General features: G+C 71.2%; 10 protein-coding genes. 1 reads left to right on the forward strand and 9 read right to left on the reverse strand.

Features of this window, described 5'->3' with window-relative positions; translation table 11 throughout:
* From Q0480_RS07095 to Q0480_RS07130, 8 genes are all read right to left on the reverse strand, one after another.
* Positions 1-582, reverse strand: a 582-nt coding sequence (locus Q0480_RS07095; RefSeq protein WP_299131703.1) for an ATP-binding cassette domain-containing protein, incomplete at its 3' end; no start/stop codon positions are given.
* Between the two features lie 11 nt (positions 583-593).
* Positions 594-2,564: a vWA domain-containing protein gene (locus tag Q0480_RS07100; RefSeq protein WP_299131704.1), complete on the reverse strand. Its 1,971-nt coding sequence runs from the start codon at positions 2,562-2,564 to the stop codon at positions 594-596.
* A 25-nt stretch (positions 2,565-2,589) separates the two neighbouring features.
* Positions 2,590-3,630 (reverse strand): hypothetical protein, encoded by a 1,041-nt coding sequence (locus tag Q0480_RS07105; RefSeq protein WP_299131705.1) that lies wholly within the window; start codon positions 3,628-3,630, stop codon positions 2,590-2,592.
* Position 3,631: 1 nt separating this feature from the next.
* The gene (locus tag Q0480_RS07110; RefSeq protein ID WP_299131706.1) at positions 3,632-6,274 is read right to left on the reverse strand and encodes a virulence factor SrfC family protein; all 2,643 of its coding nucleotides are present in this window, start codon (positions 6,272-6,274) and stop codon (positions 3,632-3,634) included.
* 16 nt (positions 6,275-6,290) lie between these two features.
* On the reverse strand, positions 6,291-9,392 hold the full coding sequence (locus Q0480_RS07115) for a virulence factor SrfB (protein ID WP_299131707.1): 3,102 nt from the start codon (positions 9,390-9,392) through the stop codon (positions 6,291-6,293).
* Positions 9,392-10,648, reverse strand: coding sequence for a hypothetical protein (locus Q0480_RS07120; RefSeq protein WP_299131709.1), 1,257 nt, complete (start codon positions 10,646-10,648; stop codon positions 9,392-9,394). The genes Q0480_RS07115 and Q0480_RS07120 overlap by 1 nt, the downstream gene beginning before the upstream one ends.
* Positions 10,649-10,651: 3 nt before the next feature.
* Positions 10,652-12,286: a trypsin-like peptidase domain-containing protein gene (locus tag Q0480_RS07125; protein ID WP_299131711.1), complete on the reverse strand. Its 1,635-nt coding sequence runs from the start codon at positions 12,284-12,286 to the stop codon at positions 10,652-10,654.
* The gene (locus Q0480_RS07130; RefSeq protein WP_299131713.1) at positions 12,286-12,960 is read right to left on the reverse strand and encodes a hypothetical protein; all 675 of its coding nucleotides are present in this window, start codon (positions 12,958-12,960) and stop codon (positions 12,286-12,288) included. The genes Q0480_RS07125 and Q0480_RS07130 overlap by 1 nt, the downstream gene beginning before the upstream one ends.
* Positions 12,961-13,172: 212 nt before the next feature.
* Here Q0480_RS07130 and Q0480_RS07135 point away from each other — a divergent pair, with 212 nt between their 5' ends.
* A complete protein-coding gene (locus Q0480_RS07135; RefSeq protein ID WP_299131714.1) occupies positions 13,173-14,420 on the forward strand; it encodes a peptidoglycan-binding domain-containing protein in 1,248 nt (415 codons plus the stop codon).
* 235 nt (positions 14,421-14,655) lie between these two features.
* Here the strand turns inward: Q0480_RS07135 and Q0480_RS07140 are convergent, their stop codons facing one another.
* Positions 14,656-16,221: a 2-isopropylmalate synthase gene (locus Q0480_RS07140; RefSeq protein WP_299131716.1), complete on the reverse strand. Its 1,566-nt coding sequence runs from the start codon at positions 16,219-16,221 to the stop codon at positions 14,656-14,658.
* Positions 16,222-16,692 lie beyond the last annotated feature (471 nt).

Raw genomic sequence — 16,692 nt, forward strand, 5'->3', positions numbered from 1 at the left:
GCCGCCCTCGCGCCCGGCCTCGAACAAAAGGCCCATGGCCTCGGCGGCGTTTTCGGGATCGAGCGCGGCGGTCGGCTCGTCGGCGATCACCACGCGGGGCCGGTGGGCGAGGGCGCGGGCGATCGCCACCCGCTGCCGCTGGCCGATCGAGAGCAGCGCGGGGGCCATGTCGCGCACCGGTCCGAGGCCGAGGCGGGCGACCAGCGCCGCGAGATGGGCGGGATCGACCCGGCCGGCGATGCGCTGGGCAAGTGCTATGTTCTGGCCCGCCGTCAGGAAGGGCAGCAGCCCGCCGCTCTGCGGCACGAAGCCGAAGAGATCGCCCCGGGCATCGGCGAGCGCCGCCCGCCCGTCGCGACGGATCCAGAGCGCGGCCAGATCGACCTTCCCTGCCAGATAGCGACCGCCGGGATCGGGCCGCCGCAGCAGGCCGAGAAGCTCCAGCAGCAGGGTCTTGCCGGTGCCGCTGGCGCCGGTCAGGCCGACACATTCGCCGGGCGCGACGACGAGGCCGCCCGCGTCGAGGGTGAAACTCCGCTCCTCGTCGCGCAGCGTCGCCCGCAGCCCTTCGGTCACCAGCATCGCTTGCGCTCTCAGGGCAGAACGTCGAACGGCATGGCGAAGACATGATCGCCGTCGGGCGCCCCGTCGTAGAGCGGGGTCCAGACCGAGGCGTCATAGAGCCATTTGCGATACTGGACGAGCTTCTGGTGAATGCCGTCGAGGATCGGTCGCCGTCGCGTCGCACTCACGATCCAGGTCTCCTCGTCCATGTCGAGGAGCTGACTGCGGTAGGGCAGGTTCTGGAGGAATTCGAGCGCGCCGCTGAGCGTGTTGGCGTCGGGATTGATCAGGCGGTCGGGATTTTGCGCCATCCGCGCCAGAACGCCGCGCACCTGATCGAAGAAGCTCGCCGCTTCCGCCTCGTCGCGCGCGCTCTCGCCGAGGCCCTCGACCGCTTCAAGGAGCTCGGCCATGGTGGCGAGCTCGTTCTTGGTGACGAGCAGCCGGGGCTCGATCGCGACCGCCATCGGATCCTCGACCGCCTTCTCCGAGACCCAGCCCTCGATCACGTCCGGTGCCTCCGTGCCATGCCGCTCGCCGAGATAGGCGAGGCGCATGGCGAGGCCGAGATTGACCATCTCCTGCCCCGTCTCCTCGGGCGAAAGCACGGTCTGTTCGCCGCGGACGGCGCGGATATGGTCGGTCAACGCGGTGACGAGATGGGTAATGGTCGCCTCGAACGCGTCCTCGGACCCGCCCTCGATCGGATAGTAGAACTCGTTCTGGCCGAAGCGCGACAGCTGGCGATACTGGGTCGCGGCATAGGCATGGTTCGCCTCGCCACCGGCCGGCGTCTCGAGATGCAGGGTCAGCACGACGATGCCCTTGCCTTCGGCGTCGCGCTGGATCTCCGCCGGACCGATGTCCGAACGTGACAGGGGATCGCGCGGGTCGTTCGGGCCGGCATCGGTGACGAGGATCACGAAGCGGCCGTCGTAGGGATCAGGACCGCCGAGACCCCAGTCGCTGTCGTCCACCGCGTCCTCGACCCCGGCGAGGCTGTCCTCGTTGAAGCCGGGCGAACTCGCGGTTGCGACGCTGGTCGCCTCGCGGATCGCCGCCAGCACCGGCGCCTGATCGTCGCGCCGCTCGAGATCGACCAGCCGTTTCGTGCGGTAGTCGAGCCCCGGCACCGCTTCCACGCTGTCGCGAAAGGCGACGACGCCGAAATTGATCCGCGCGCCGACGTCGGTGCCGCTGATGTCATCGACGATCCGGCTCAAGGCGCGCTGGGTGCGGTCGATGTAGGGGCCCATGGATTTCGTGGTGTCGAGCACGAAGACGACGCCGACGTCGAAATCGTCGCCCGCCGCCGTGGTCGTCTCCGTCGTCGCCGGTGCCTGTTCCTCGAGCGGCACCGAGGCGACGCGCATCAGCAGCGTGTCCTCGTAGTTCAAGGGATGCATGTCCTCGACGAAGTCGAGGATCGGCATCAGATAGAGATGGTCGCGGATATTGACGAAATCCGCCGGCTCGACCGCCACCACGCCGCTGGCGGGATCGGAATGGCCGGCGTCGGCGTCGGCGATCAGCCGCGCCTCGGTCTCACGCACCGCCTCGTCCTCCATCAGCGCGCGCAGGGCTTCCTCGGTGCCGAACAGGGCCTGCCGCTGCCGGCCGGCGGGGTTGGTAAAGGCCGCGACGATGTTCTGGCGCCAGTCCACCACGCGATCCGCCGGCACCCAGCCCTCCGGCGCCGCCGCGGAAGAAGGCCCGACCTCGATCCATCCGTCGTCGCGCGCGAAGACATAGAGCGGCTGGAAGGCAGGATACTGTTTCGTCACCGGACCGTCGGGCGTGACGCTCATCGGGGCGCCGGGGCGGGTCAGCACGCGCTGATAGACCGTCTCGGTCCCCTCCATCAGCATCGGACGCTGTTGCGCGGCCGCGGGCCAGCCGGCGGCCAGCGCGGCGAGGACCGCCGCCGCGAGCCCCAGTCTCGCGAACCCCGGTCTCGCGAACCCCGGTCCCGCGAACCGACGAGAGCCTGCGTGCGTCATCCCGTGTCTCCAACCCCGGCGGGGCTCACCGACAATAGTCATCGAAGGCGCCGAGCGACAGCGTGTCACTTCGCGTGGACAACCGCTGGCAGAGCGGGGCGAGCAGGGCCTCGGCCCCCGTCGCGCCGGCGGCCTTGGCGCGCGCGTAATAATCCGCCGCCTGTGCCGGATTGTCGCCGAAGCCGAGCCCGATCCGTCCCTCGAACTCCGGCTCCGCGCTGGCGCCGTCGTAGAGTTGGCCGAGCAGCAGCAGCGCGCCGCCGTCGCCGCGCGCCGCCGCCGCCTCGACCAGCGACAGCGCCGCGTCCGGCGTCACCGCCTGACCGCAGGCGCTCAGGGCCGTCGCGATCGCCGGGAAGGGCTGTTCGGCCAGCGCCGCGAGCGCGGCGGCGTCGCAGGCGGGCGCGGGTGGTTCGGGCGTGGATGGTTCGGGCGTGGGGGGCGGTTCAGCCGGCGCCGCGACGGGCGCGGGCGGCGGCGGCGCGGGTTCCGGCGCGGATTTCGGGAGCAGGAACCATCCGCCCGCCGCGAGCAGCGCCAGAACCAGCGCGCCGAGCCCGAGGCGCGCGCCGGTGCCGGGCCGCGCGGACTGGACCGTCGGCGCGTCGGTGCTCGGCGCGTCGACCGGCGCCGACTTGGGCGCCTCGGGTTTCGGCTCGTCCGTCGGCGTCTGGCGGAGTGGCTGGGTGGCTTCGGGGACGACGGCCGAGGGCGGCGTGTAGATGCCGCCGAGCGCGGCGCCGCCGGGGGCGGGGGCGATGCTGTCGGGCCATGTCGCCTCGCCGGTCACCGGCCCGACCGCGATCCGCAGCGTCGCATATTCCTCGATCCGGTTCACGATCTCCGGTCCGACCGTCACCGCGTCGCCGGCGGCGGTTCTGCGCACCGCGTAGGGACCGAACATCACCGGCGCACCCTGCCAGCCGCCTTCTCCGAGATAGCGCTCGCTGTAGGTGTCGAAGACCGAAACCCCGACCTCGCCCTCGGGCAGGGCGCCCGATGGCACGGTCAGCACCGCGTAGCCGCCGCGCGGCCGAGCCGGATCGGGTGCGATATCGAGGCTCATCTCAGCGCGCCCCGAGGCCGCTCAGGATCGTCCCGAGCCGCAGATTCTGTTCGATATTGACGTCTCCCTTGTCGGAATCCTTGGCATTCGCCTCGAACAGCGCGTCGAGCGCATAGACCCAGTCGGTCCATGTCTCTTCGGCGACGGCGCGCGGCTGGGCGGGCAGGTTCTCGGCCCGGTCCGCGCCGGCCCGGCGGGCGAAGACCGGCCGGACCGAACCGTCGGGCCGCGTCACCGCCGGCCGCTCCGCCTCGGGCAGGCCGCTCATGCCGAGGGTGGCGACGAAATCGTTGATCCGCTCGGCGCAGACGATCGCCGCCGGCTCGGCCTGCTTGTCGATCGTGTGGCCGAAGCTGATCGCGCGCAGCTCCTCGCCGAGCACGGCCGCGACCCGCCGCCGCCGCAGGCCGTGGATCAGCTCGCCCACGAGATCGGCGGCGGCGGCCGGGGTCAGGCAGAGGTTGGCGGCGGTGTCCGGATCCTCGCGCAGCCGGCTCAGCCCCTCGATCCAGACGTCGATCGCGGTCTCGGCCTGGAATGCCTCCGGCGTCATGGTGCGCACGTCGCGCGCCCCGGGGACCGGCGCCTCGGCCACCGCGACCGGACTCGCCTCGCCGCGACCGGGCCGCTGGGGCCGGGCGAGCGGCGCGGGCCCGGGGCGGGTGAGCGGGCCGGCGGCGGCGACCGCGCCGCTGATCCGGATCGAACTCGGCACCCGGGCGATCCGCTCCTGCACGCCGTCGCGATCGACCATCAGCGCCGCCAGCACCGCGCCGAAGCGATGGGCGCGCAGGGCCTGTTCCAGCCCGTCGATCACCGCGTCGGCCGCGATCCGCCGTTCCGCGATCCGCTTCTCGATATCGCCCGAGACATGGTAGGGCCCGAGCGCGGCGGCGAGATCGCCCGCCACCTTGTCGATCTGGGCGCCGATCTGACGGGTCTTGCTCGCCGGGGAACAGACCTTGCCAAGCTCGGCGATGATATAGCCGACGCCGCCGTCGTTCATCGCCATGGCCGCGTCCCAGGCGGCGGCGGGATCGGCGAAATGGCGTTGCACATTCTCCGCCGCCAGACAGCCGGCGCGCAGCTCGGCCAGCCGGGCCTCCTTGCCCGGACGGACGCTGACCTCGCGCCGCGCGTCGTCATAGTCGATCAGCCCTTCGACGAAGAAGTTCGGGTTGCGCAGCCAGAAGCAGTTGCGGAACGGCTGACCCGGCGTCCAGGTCTCGACCCAGCCGTCCTTGCTGCGACCGAACTTCTCGAGGAGCGAGGCCTGTACCCGGCGCTCGAACCGCGTGCCTTCGCCGCCGGCGGCGGCGGAATCGCCGAGATGCTTGTCGAACTTGGTCATGACGAAGAAGAGGACGCAGGGCGTCTCGGCCCGCCGCTCCGGGCGGTTGCCGTGGGTCATGCCGATCCAGTTCTCGACGAGGCCGGGCAGATCCACGGTCTCCATGTTGCTGTCGGGAACGCAGAGGAGCATCGAGGTGATCTCCTGGTTCTCGACATAGCGGTCGAAGAGATAGGCGACCTTGCCGCGCAAGAGGAGCTGGGTGGCAGAGGCGGCGGGATCGGCCAGCGTCTTGCTCAGCGGCTGCTCGAACCGGTTGCGCGCGCCGGGGAAGTCGAGCAGGTCGGTCTCGGCGAAGATCTCCGATGGCAGCGTCTTCATCGGCAGCACCAGCTCGGCCGCGAGCGCGCAGACCAGCGCGCGGGGCAGGGCGATGGTCGCGCCGCTCGGCGTGCGCAGGGCGAGCGTGCCCTGCTCGCCGGACTGGTAGAGGCCATGCAGCGTCTTCACGTCGATGATCGAGGTTTCGCGCGGCACCAGCGCGTCGAGCGGCGCGAACACTTCCTCGGGATGGCCGATCCGCCCGAGCGCCTGCGCCAGCCGCAGATAGAGGTCGGTCAGCGGCGCGTGACCGCCCCAGAGGATGGCGAGAAACGCCGCGCGCTCGGCCGGCGGCAGCGCGGGCGCGAGGGTCGCCGCGTCCTCCCAGAAGGTGCGCAGCGCGGCGGCGTAGGCGGTCTTGCCGAAGACGCCGTTCACATATTCGGCGATCTCCAGCACTTCCTCGAAGCTCATGCCGGGTGTCGGGGCGCCGGCCTTGGCGCGGAACGCCTCGATATGGCGCGACAGATCCTCCGGCTCGGGCGGCGGCTCGGACTGGTCGCCATCCATGTAGAAGCTGTTGACGATGGTCCGGGCGATGTCGGCCTCGGAGAGCAGGCTGACGCGGATCGGGAAGCCGTCGGGCGTCGCATCCTTCGTCATGGTGAAGCGGGTCACGAGGCCGGTCGACTCGCCCTCGCCTTCGGGATTGATCTCGCCGATATAGTCGAGCGCGCCGCCGGGGCCGTTGAAGTCGGCGACGAGTCGGCCGTCGCGCGGTCGCGCCAGCACCGAGACGAGGAACGACTTGCCGGCCTGGCTTGGGCCGAAGACGCTGACGCTCATCTTGGTGCGCGCGGCGCGGCCGAGCTTGCGCGCGCGGCGGGTGCTCCGGCGCAGGAGCTGGGTCAGCGACTTCCGGTTCGGGCCGATGGTCTCGGCGTTCTCCGGCGCCTCGATCCAGTCGAGCGCCTCCGTCGCCATGTCCGCGATCGCCGCGCAGCGTTCCGCCAGTTTTTCCTGAGCCGTCATTGTCTCTTCGCTTCGGTCACAGCCGGAACACGCCGGTGTCGATCCAGTATTCGTCCTCGAACCCCAGCGTGTGAAGCCGCAGCGAGACGTCGGTGTTCTTCATGCCGTCGCCGGCGCCATCCTCGACCTCGGTGATCTCGAAGGCCTCGCGCAGCGCCTCGCGGCGCAGCCGCTCCTCCGAACTCGCCTCGTCATCATCCTCGAAATCGGCCTTTTCCAGCGTCACGCGGATCGGCGCCGGCCGGCGCTGGGCGGAGGCGTTGCCGAAATCGAGCCGGAAGAGCGGCGTCGTCGTCCAGCGTTCCAGCGGCAGCTGGCGCGAGCCGATATGGACCGGCGCGAACATCCGCACCACCGCCGTCGTCTCGCCCGCCGACTTGCGGCGGTCGAGATCGAGGTCCGAGAACAGCACCCGCTCGGCCGTGATCTGGCCGCTCGAATCCATCTCGCCGACGAAGCGCGCGGTGGAGCGCATCTGGAAGGCCGCCGTCGCGACGCGAAAATTCGGCACGCGATTTTCGCTCAACGCGATCAGCATGCCGCCGACCGCCACCGTGCTCTTCGGATCGCCGATGCGTTGGGTGATCGGATCGCGGAACGGATACCAGCGACCGGTCTTGTAGCGGTGCATCGAGATCAGCCGGTGCGGCGGCGTCACCAGCAGCTCCTCGAGGATCGAGCGCACGGCGGGCAGGCGCGACGGGCGCCCGGTCAGCAGCACGACATCGACGCCGAGATGATCGATCACCTCGCTCATGTTGCCGAGCACCTTCTGAAAGGTCTCGCGGCAGATCGCGTCGATCTCGTCCCGGCCGAGCGACAGCGTGACGTCATGGACGCGCCAGTTCTCGGCGCCGATCTCGGCCGCCGGCTGTTCGAGATAGGCGAGCAGCGCCCGCGACAGGCCGCCGGGACTGGCGCCGGCGGCTTCCGTCTCGGGCGCGGGCGGCGGGCCGAGCACCTCGGCGGCCGCGACATCGACGCGATCGAACTCGCCCGCCGTCTCGCAGCGCTCCAGGATCGCCTCGGCCAGCGGCGCCAGCACGCGCAGCGCGAACTGGCGCCGCTTCTGCACCAGATGCTGGTCCTGCCCGCCGATATCGCCGCCGAAGAGCTCGGTCATCTTCTCCGAAACATAGCGCCCGCCCGCCGCCTCGATCGAGTCGCTGAGCTTGCGCAGCACCACGGCCGAGACCACGCGCTGGGCGAGATCGTCGCCGGCGACGCGGAACCCCTCGCGGAAGCTCTGCTCGGGATGCAGCACCCGGTTCGCCTCGCCGTGGTAGGTGGTGATCATCAGATCGGTGGTACCGCCGCCGATATCGATGCAGGCGAGGCGCAGCGAGGGCTTCGGGGCGCCCGCGCCGCGCTCGGGCCGCGGCTTGCCCATCAGGGTCAGGAAGGTGTCGATGCGGCCGTCGAATTTCTGCGTCAGCTCGCTGTAGAGATAGACGAGCTGGGTGCAGCTCGCCTCGTCCCATTCGACGATCAGCTCGGGCCGGCGCGAGATGCTGGAGTCGGACTCCGCCACGCCGAGCATCGACCAGACCAGCCGCAGCGCCCCCGCCGCGCGCGACCGGATGATCGCCTGCTCCTGCACCGAGGTGGCGCTCGGCAGGGTGAGGATGATCCGGTTCAGCCGTCGCGGCAGGTCGGACTGCGCCCGCCGCGCGCGCGACCCCGGATCGTTCACCTGCACCAGCGCATGGGCGATGATCTCCGCCAGCATGAAGCCGAAGAGGGCGGAGCGCGAGAACCGCGGCCGGATGGCCCGCGCGGAGCGCGTGGCGCCGCGGCGGCGGAGGCGGCGGCTCTCCTCGTAGGTGACCTGCTCGATGACGTCGCCCGCCTCGTTCAGGTGCTGCATCGCCGCCCGCACGCTCTTGGGCAGATTGTTCGGGTCGAGATGGTTGTGAAAGCGCCAGTCCTGCTGCGTCGGCGTGTCGTCCCAGAGATAGCGCTTGGGCGAGGAGAGGCCGGACAGCGTCTCGGTGCCCTCCTCGGATTGCACCAGCCGCAGGGCCTCGGGCCCGACCCGCACGAACCCCGGCCAGATGAAGGCGTTGCGCCGGCCCGAACGGCTGGCATAACGCTCGTCGCCGAACCGCAGCTCGGCGAATTCCACCCGGCTCTCGAACAGGCCGGAATAATGGAACTCCGGCCGCGACAGGTCGCGGATCTCCAGCGGGAAGGACCGGGCGAGATCGACGCGTGAATCGCCGGGAAAGCGCTCGATCAGGATGCCGCAGGTTCGGCTGTTGCCGACATCGAGCACCAGGTCCACATCGACCGGCGTCACCGCGTCCCGCTCGGAAATGGTATTGGCAAAGCGCAGTTTCGGCGGATGCGCGACGCGGGTGACAAACTGCAGATAGGCGAAATAGCGCGCCCAATGCTCGAACTGATGCGGCAGCATGTCCTCGGTCAACCGCCGCCCCGGCCGCTCCGCCCGCTTGTAGGCGAGGAACATGTCCTTCAGCCAGTCCGAGACCCACAGTTGCGGATCGACCAGCGTCCCGTCGTCGTCCGGCTCCAGCCGGCGCAGGAACCAGTCCATGTGCCGGGGATCGGAGACAAGACGGAATTCCCGCGGCTTCTCGGCGTCCGACCGTTCCGGCGCGACATAGGCCCGGTCCCGCGCCTCCGCCGCCAGCGTGGTGTCGAGTGCCAGCTGGACGCGGTGGGTATGGCCGGTGTCGGGGTCCGGCATGTCAAGCTCGACCACGCGCAGACGCGCCCAGCTCGACGGGCCGGCGTCGTAGCGTTCCTCGCCCGCCGGCCCGCGCTCGCTCTTCAGCCGCAGCACCGGGACCGGCACCCATTTCATCAGGAACGGCTCCAGCGCCGCGACGGGCCGCACCGAATAGGGATCGTCGTCGTCGCGCGCCGCCGCCTCGATCGCCGCGTCGCGCTCCTCGTCGCCGCTCAGCGGGATCAGCATCCGCTCGGTCGCGCCCGCCTCGCCGGTGGTGCGCTCGATGAATTTCCAGGGCTTCACCTCGATCTCGCCCAGCCGGAAGCCGAAATCGAGGATCTGGATCCCCGAATAGGGCACGAGTGTCACCTCCTCGCGCCAGCTCACGAGGGGGCGCAGTCGGTCGCTCCGCCGGCGTGCCATCAGTCGGCCCTCGCTTCATAAGTCGTCGTCCAGTCCGGATTGGCCGGATCCACGTTGCCGGTCAAGACCTTGACCTCGCCGCCCGACCGCAGTTGCAGCCGGAAGGGCACGGCCTCGAACAGCTGCGCGGGCCGATAGAGATTGACGACGAGTTGATAGGCGCCGGGGCCCGGGCCGTCGAAGAACACGTTCTCGACCGGTTCCGATGTCACGCGCTGGGCGTTCGCATCGACGTCGAGCGTGCCGCCGCAAGCCGCGCGGTTGCGGTAGGAGATGACCTCGCCACTGGGGCAGCGGACATGAAGATCGAGATCCGCCGTGCCGTCCCAGGCGAGCGAGAAGGCGAGTTCGCCCCGCTGCGCGCCCGCGCGGTCGAGCCGCCGGTCGATATCGGTCTCCTCCGGCGCCGGTGGCGGGACGGGAACCGCCGCCGGGATCGGCTGGCAGGCCCGATCCGCCTCGGCGATCCGGCGTTCGAGGAGTGCGATCTCGTCGCCGATCTGCGCGGCCCGCGCCGCGCCCGCGGCCGCCGCCGCGGGCGGGCCGGGGCAGAAGGAAACGAGCCCGCGCAGGCCGCAGGCGGGCAGCGTCATCCACAGGATCGCCGCCGCCATCAGCGCGAGCAACAGCCAGCCGAGCCAGATCAGCGTCCACCAGGGTGCCGCGCCGCCGGCGGGTTCGACTGTCCACCCCATGGTCGCCGGCGCGGCCGTTGCCACGCTCGGCGCGGCCCGGGCGGCGGCGGGCGGGGGCGGGGGCGCCGGAGGCGGCCGGGTGCTCGGCCCGGTCAACACGCCGCGCACCGCGCGCTGTTCGTCCCGCACCCAGGCCCAGTTCACCAGAACGGGGCAGGGCGGGCCGTCGCCGTCCCGGACCACGAAGACGTGATCCTCGTCCGGCACTTCGAGCGCGTTTTCCAGCGCCTCGGCCAGCCGCAGGTCGTCGGCGACCTTCGAGGCGCCGAGGGTCCGCGCCACCTCGCGGATGTCGGTGGCGAGTGTCGCGAGCGTCGTCCGCGCCGCCTCGGCCTCGGCCGGATCGAGCGCGGTCAGCCGCCGCGCCTTGCCCGGCATCGGCGCGTACCAGTCGAACCGGTCGCCGTGCGGCGTCGCCACCGGTTCGGCGAACAGCGCGGCGTGGCGCGGTCCCAACCGGTCGCGCAGGCTGCCGGTGACGAGCTCGAACGCGCGCTGCGGCGGTGTGCCGAGCGGCCGCAACCCTTCGGTCGAGGTGGTGGCGAGCAGGACCTCGTACATCGCCTAGGGCGTCCCGGCGTCGGCCACCCGCGGCGGCGGTGTCGGGCGCGTGATCCGGGGCGCGCAGGCTTGCGAGACCACGGTCGGCCGCGCCTCGGTGCCGTCGAGGAAGGCGAGGAGGTCGGGCACCGTCCGCGCGAGACCGAGGTCGCGGAGCGGTCCCGCCGCCTCGAAGCGGCTCACGCCGACCACCCGGCCGCAGCCATCGACCAGCGGCCCGCCATCGCCTCCGGCCGAGACCGGCGCCGAATGGGCGAGCGCGGCCCGCCCAGGCCCGAGCGGCCCAAAGGCGAGGACCGCCCCGTCGGTCAGCGCCAGCGCCGCGCCCGCCTCGGCCGGAAAGCCGGCGGCGAGGATATTCGTCCCGGCCAGCGGCGCGTCGGAGCGGAACAGGGGCAGCGGCGCGCCGTCCGCGCCCGCGACCCGCAGCAGGGCGAAGCCGTCGCCGGCCTTCGCCACCGTCGCCGGGCGCGGACCGCCGAGTGCCAGGTTCGCCACCGTCACCCCGTCGGCCGCCAGCCGCTCGCCGGTGACGACGAGATCGGGTGCGACGAAGAAGCCCGTCGCGGTCGCGCCCTCCGCGGTGGCGACCAGGACCGTGCTCCGCTCGAGGCTGTCGAGCAGCGTCTGATCGTCCGGCGCCTCGGTCCGCGCCGGATCGGGGGGCAGCGTCGCGTCGGGCAGCGCGTCGCCCGGCATCCCCGGCGCGTCGGCCGGATCGCCGGGAACCGGCGCCGGCAGCCCGTCGAGCGTGCGGCCGTCGCCGAGGACCAGCGTGCCGTCCGGGGCGCAGGTGGCGCCCTCGATCGCCGCCGCCAGTGTCGCCCGTCGCGCCTCAAGCGCCGCGCGGGTCTCCTCGGCCAGCGCGACGGCGGCGGTCACCTCGGCGCTCGGCGCCGGCGGGAACAGCCGCGTCCCCGGCATTGCGAGCCAGCCGAGCGTCCCGCCGGCCAGAAGCAGCAGGAGAAGCAGCGGCAGCCAGGCCGCCAGCGGCACCCCGCGCGCGACCGGCGCGGCCACCGAGATCGGCGCGGGTTTCGGCGCGGGCTCCGGCGCGGCCACGGGGATCGGCGTCGGATCCGGCGGGGAGGGCGCCGCCGTTCCGGCTCGCCCACGCCATTCCGCCTCGGTCAGCGGCGGCGCCGCGGTCAGCGGCAGATAGCGCCCGAGCGTCTGGCCGAAATGCGCCGTGCGCGCCTCGATCCCGCGGGTCGCGGCCTCCGGCAGGATGCCCCAGTTCACGATCACCGGCCGGCCGTTCACCACCCAGATGTCGCCCTCGGCCGCGACATGCAGCGCGGCGGAGACCAGCGGCCCGTCGTCGCGGTCCTCGATCAGCGGCCGGATCGCGCGCAGCTCCTGGCTCAGCTGCGCCTCGACCTCGGCCCGGGCGGCGCCGTCGAGGCTGGCAAGCGGCGCGGCGTCGCCGGCCCGCGTCGTGTACCAGGAGACGGTCGAGGGCGCCTCGTCATTGCCGAGGCTGAGCAGCGGCTCGGCGAAGAGCGCGGCCGCCTCGGGCGAGACGCGCGCGCGCAGCAGTTCGGCCAGCGCCGGATAGCTTTCGAGCGCGAGGCGGCCGCCGACCTCGATGCACTGGCCGCGCCGGATCCGCGTCTTGGTCAGGAAATGGTCGGCCATCAGGGTTCCCTCTCCGCGCGCCTCAGCCGGACGGTGTCGGAGCTGCCGACATCGGGCTGGGCCACGCCGCATTGCGCCGCGCCGTCCGCCCCGAGCTCGCAGGAGGCGACCCTCTTGTAGATGAAGGTGCCGTCCGAGCAGGTGAGGTTGCCCCCCTCCTCGATCCTCAGCGTACCCTCGTCGAAGCGGGCGCCGACCGCGCCTTCGCAGGTGGTGCCGTTGGTGGCGCGCATGATCTCGTTGCCGAGGCCCTCGCCGTCGAAGCACAGCCGCCAGTCGGTGTAGCGCGTCACGACTCCGGTGGTCTCGTTCCGGGTGCTGTAGGCGGAGTCGAGCTTCCAGCAGCCTTCGAGCAGGCCGACGTCCCGCTCCGCCCAGGCTTCGCCGTCGATCTCGGGTATCGTGGCCTCGGGCATCGCGGCGGGCGGGGCCGCTACCTCGCACTGCCTGCCGGCGAGTTCGCCCTCCAGTTGGGAGACGGCGGCCAGCAGCGCGGTATTCTCCGCGCGCAACTGGTCGAGCCGCCGCTCCGCCGCCATGACCTCGGGAGCCGGGCAGAAGTAGCCGCGGGCGCCGCCGACAGTCACGCCGCAGGCGGGAAGCAGCAGGTAAGCAGAGGCGGCGACCGCTCCGACGACCAGCAGAAAAACAAGGAAGGTCGCGGCGAAACGCATCGGGAGTCAATATCCGCAAGGACTTGCGCGGGAGCCTATTTCAAATCGCGGCGACGGGTCAACCGCCGCGCGTATTCGGCGCGCGCGATCCGCTTTCCCGGAGACCGATCCGGGCGTATTATCCGAACCGGAAGATTTCCGTCGCCCGATTGCCCCGATTCCCGTAGGGAAATAATTCAGATCGTCATCGTGCCGCGTACCAGGGGGTACTCATGAAATTCCCAAGCTTGACCTGCGCGGCCCTGACCGCCGCCATCGCTCTCGTTCCGGTCGAAAGGACGCGCGCCGACGATGTCGGCAATGTCATCAACGGGATCAATACCGGCATCAATCTTTTCAACATGCTGAACGGGAACAACGGCAACAACGGCAACAACGGGAATAACGGCAACAACGGCAATTCCCGGCCCTCGTCGAACGGCGGTGGTGGCCAAACCCGTCGGATCACGGAGCGCACGCCGGTGGCGCCCCGCGATCCCCAGCTTCTCGAAGCGCAGACCGCGCTCGGCTATCTCGGCTACGCGGTCGGCCGGCCCGACGGCCGTACCGGCCCGCGGACCCGCGCGGCGATCCAGGAATATCAGGCCAGCATCGGCGCCAGCCCGACCGGGGACCTGTCGCCCTACGAGCGGGACCGGCTGATGGGCGACTATCTCGATGCGCGCAACGGGCGTCGCCCCGCGCCGACGCCGGCGCCGGTTCCCGCGCCGCAACCGGACACGCGGGTCGTCGAGGCCGGGGGCGGGCTCGACACGCTCGACGGCGACGCTCCCGCGGCCGTGCCGATGGCGACCTACTGCGAAGGGGTCGGGCTGCGCAGCACGACCAATGGTGGCTTCACCACCGCCGAGACGATGACGGACCCGCGTTTCGCGCTGGACGAACAGTTCTGCAACGTTCGGCAATACGCGGTCGGCGCCGGCCAGACGCTGGCGGGCGAGACGCCCGACGCCAAGATCGCCGCCGCCTGCGGCAAGATCAGCGCCGGTCTCGCGGGCGAGGTTGACTCGCTCGGCACCGATGACCGCGACGCGGCGATCGCCGCCGCGGCGGCCGCGATCCGCAAGTCGGGCTCGGAGCCTGCCAAGGTTGCCCGCACCGCGCGCATCTGCCTCGGCGAGGGGTACGAGCGCGACGATCCGGACATGGTGCTGGCCTCGGCGCTGGCGCTGGCCGCCGCCGGCCAGCCGGCCTATGCCGAGGTCGTCGGCCACCATCTGAACGAGGGGTTCGGCGTGGCGGAGAACCGCGAGTCCGCCGCCAACTGGTACGACATGGCCTTCGACGCGCTGGACGCCGGCGGCGAGCCCGCCTTCTTCCCCGGCTCCTCCGCGCAGCGGCTCGCGCTCATGCGCAAGGCCCTCGACGGCGGGCCGGCCGAGGTCGTGCAGGTCTCCTCCGGCGGCGCCCCGGCGGGCGGGGGGCTGACCTTCGACGACCTTGGGGACGACACGAACTGATCGCGGCGGTCGCGCAAACCTCCGCGGCCGGGAAAGCGGCCGCGGGGACAGCGATCCTTGAGCATCCCGCAAGTCAAATTCGGCAGGTCTTGCGCGAGCTTGCCCGCGTCCTCGCGGGCGATTTCGAGAAGCGCCGATCGAGAATTCCGGCTCGCCAGACCCAGGAGTTGGCCCCGAGGTCGGAGGCTTTTGTGAAACGGGCCGGCCGACCGAGTGTTGCCCGACCCGTTTCGCGCTATGCCGTCTGCGCCTCGGGCGCCGTCTTGAGGCGGCGGACCATCAGCTTGTTGAGGGCGTTCACGTAGGCCTTCGTCGAGGCGACGATGGTGTCGGTGTCGGCCGACTGGCCGGTGACGATCTTGCCGCCCTCCTCGAGACGCACGCTGACCGTGGCCTGCGCGTCCATGCCCTCGGTGACGGCGTGGACCTGGTAGAGCATCAGGCGGGCGTCGTTGGGGACGATCGACTGCACCGCCTTGAAGGCGGCGTCGACCGGGCCGTCGCCGATGGCGCTGGTCGCGTGCTCGGTGCCCTCGACGGCGAGGGTGAGCTCGGCGGTCTGGGGGCCGTCGGTGCCGCAGACGACGCGGAGGCGGCGGACCTGGATACGGTCGTTGGCGGCGTTGGTGTCGGTGTCCTGCATCAGGGCGACGAGGTCGTCGTCATAGACCTCCTTCTTGCGGTCGGCGAGTTCCTTGAAGCGGACGAAGACGTCGGCGAGCTGGTTGTCACCGACGGTGTAGCCGAGCTCGGCGAGCTTGGAGCGCAGCGCGGCGCGCCCCGAATGCTTGCCCATGACGAGGCTGGTGGCGTTGAGGCCGACATGTTCGGGACGCATGATCTCGAAGGTCTCGGCGTTCTTCAGCATTCCGTCCTGGTGGATGCCGCTCTCGTGGGCGAAGGCGTTCTTGCCGACGATCGCCTTGTTGAACTGCACCGGGAAGCCCGAGACGGTGGCGACGAGGCGCGACGCCTGCATGATGCGGGTGGTGTCGATGCCGGTGGTGTAGGGCATGATGTCGTGGCGGACGCGGAGCGCCATGACGACCTCTTCCAGCGCGGTATTGCCGGCGCGCTCGCCGAGGCCGTTGATCGTGCATTCGATCTGGCGGGCGCCGGCCTCGACGGCGGCCAGCGCGTTCGCCGTCGCCATGCCGAGGTCGTTGTGGCAGTGGGTGGCGAAGGTGATCGCGTCGGCGCCGGGGACGCGCTCGATCAGCATGCGGATGAGCGCGGCGCTCTCGCGCGGGGCGGTGTAGCCGACGGTGTCGGGGATGTTGATGGTGGTGGCGCCGGCCTTGATGGCGATTTCCACCGTGCGGCAGAGATAGTCGTGCTCGGTGCGGGTCGCGTCCATCGGCGACCACTGGACGTTGTCGCAGAGGTTGCGGGCGTGGCTCACCGTCTCGTGGATGCGCTCGGCCATCTGGTCCATGTCGAGGTTGGGGATGGCGCGGTGCAGCGGCGAGGTGCCGATGAAGGTGTGGATGCGCGGACGCTTCGCATGGCGGACGGCCTCCCAGCAGCGGTCGATGTCCTTGAAGTTGGCGCGGGCGAGGCCACAGATCACCGCGCTCCGGGTCTGGCGGGCGATGGCGGTGACGGCCTCGAAATCGCCGTCGGAGGCGATCGGGAAGCCGGCCTCGATGATATCGACGCCCATCTCGTCGAGGAGCGTGGCGATCTGGAGCTTTTCCTCCAGCGTCATGGTGGCGCCGGGCGACTGCTCGCCGTCGCGGAGGGTGGTGTCGAAGATCAGGACGCGGTCTTGCGGAACGGGGGCTTGAATGGCGTCGGTCATGGCCGGTGGTCCTTGGCGTAGGGATACTTTGGGGGCTTCTCGCGGCGCGTGCGGCTTAACCTCTGAGCGCGCGCGCCGAACCCGGCATGCTCAGAGGCGCGTAAGAAGCAGCAGTCCGGCCGTCGGACCCTTGCCCGCTACCGTTCCCAAAGCCCCTGAAATCCGTGCCAACGCGATCATGGCGGGCATTATAGGGCCACGCGGCGAAAGGGGAAGAGCGAAATGCCTGCTGGTTGGGCGAGGGGGCGACGCCGGGCCGGAGGCTTCGCCGCGACCACTCATACCAGATCCGCCTGACTGGTTCGGATCGAGATGTCTTCGCGGACCGCTCTGAGGGGGCGCCAGTGGCGCGCCCGCGGTTCGCGCGCCCGCAGCAAGCTTGCGAAGGGCGCGGGGGGTGAAGATTTCTCCGGGAGGGTTGAATCGGGGCGGGTGTGCCCGGCTTGACCGTCGAAGACGGGCGAGCCCCGG

The organism is uncultured Amaricoccus sp., assembly GCF_937891315.1.
Classification (GTDB): Bacteria; Pseudomonadota; Alphaproteobacteria; order Rhodobacterales; family Rhodobacteraceae; genus Amaricoccus.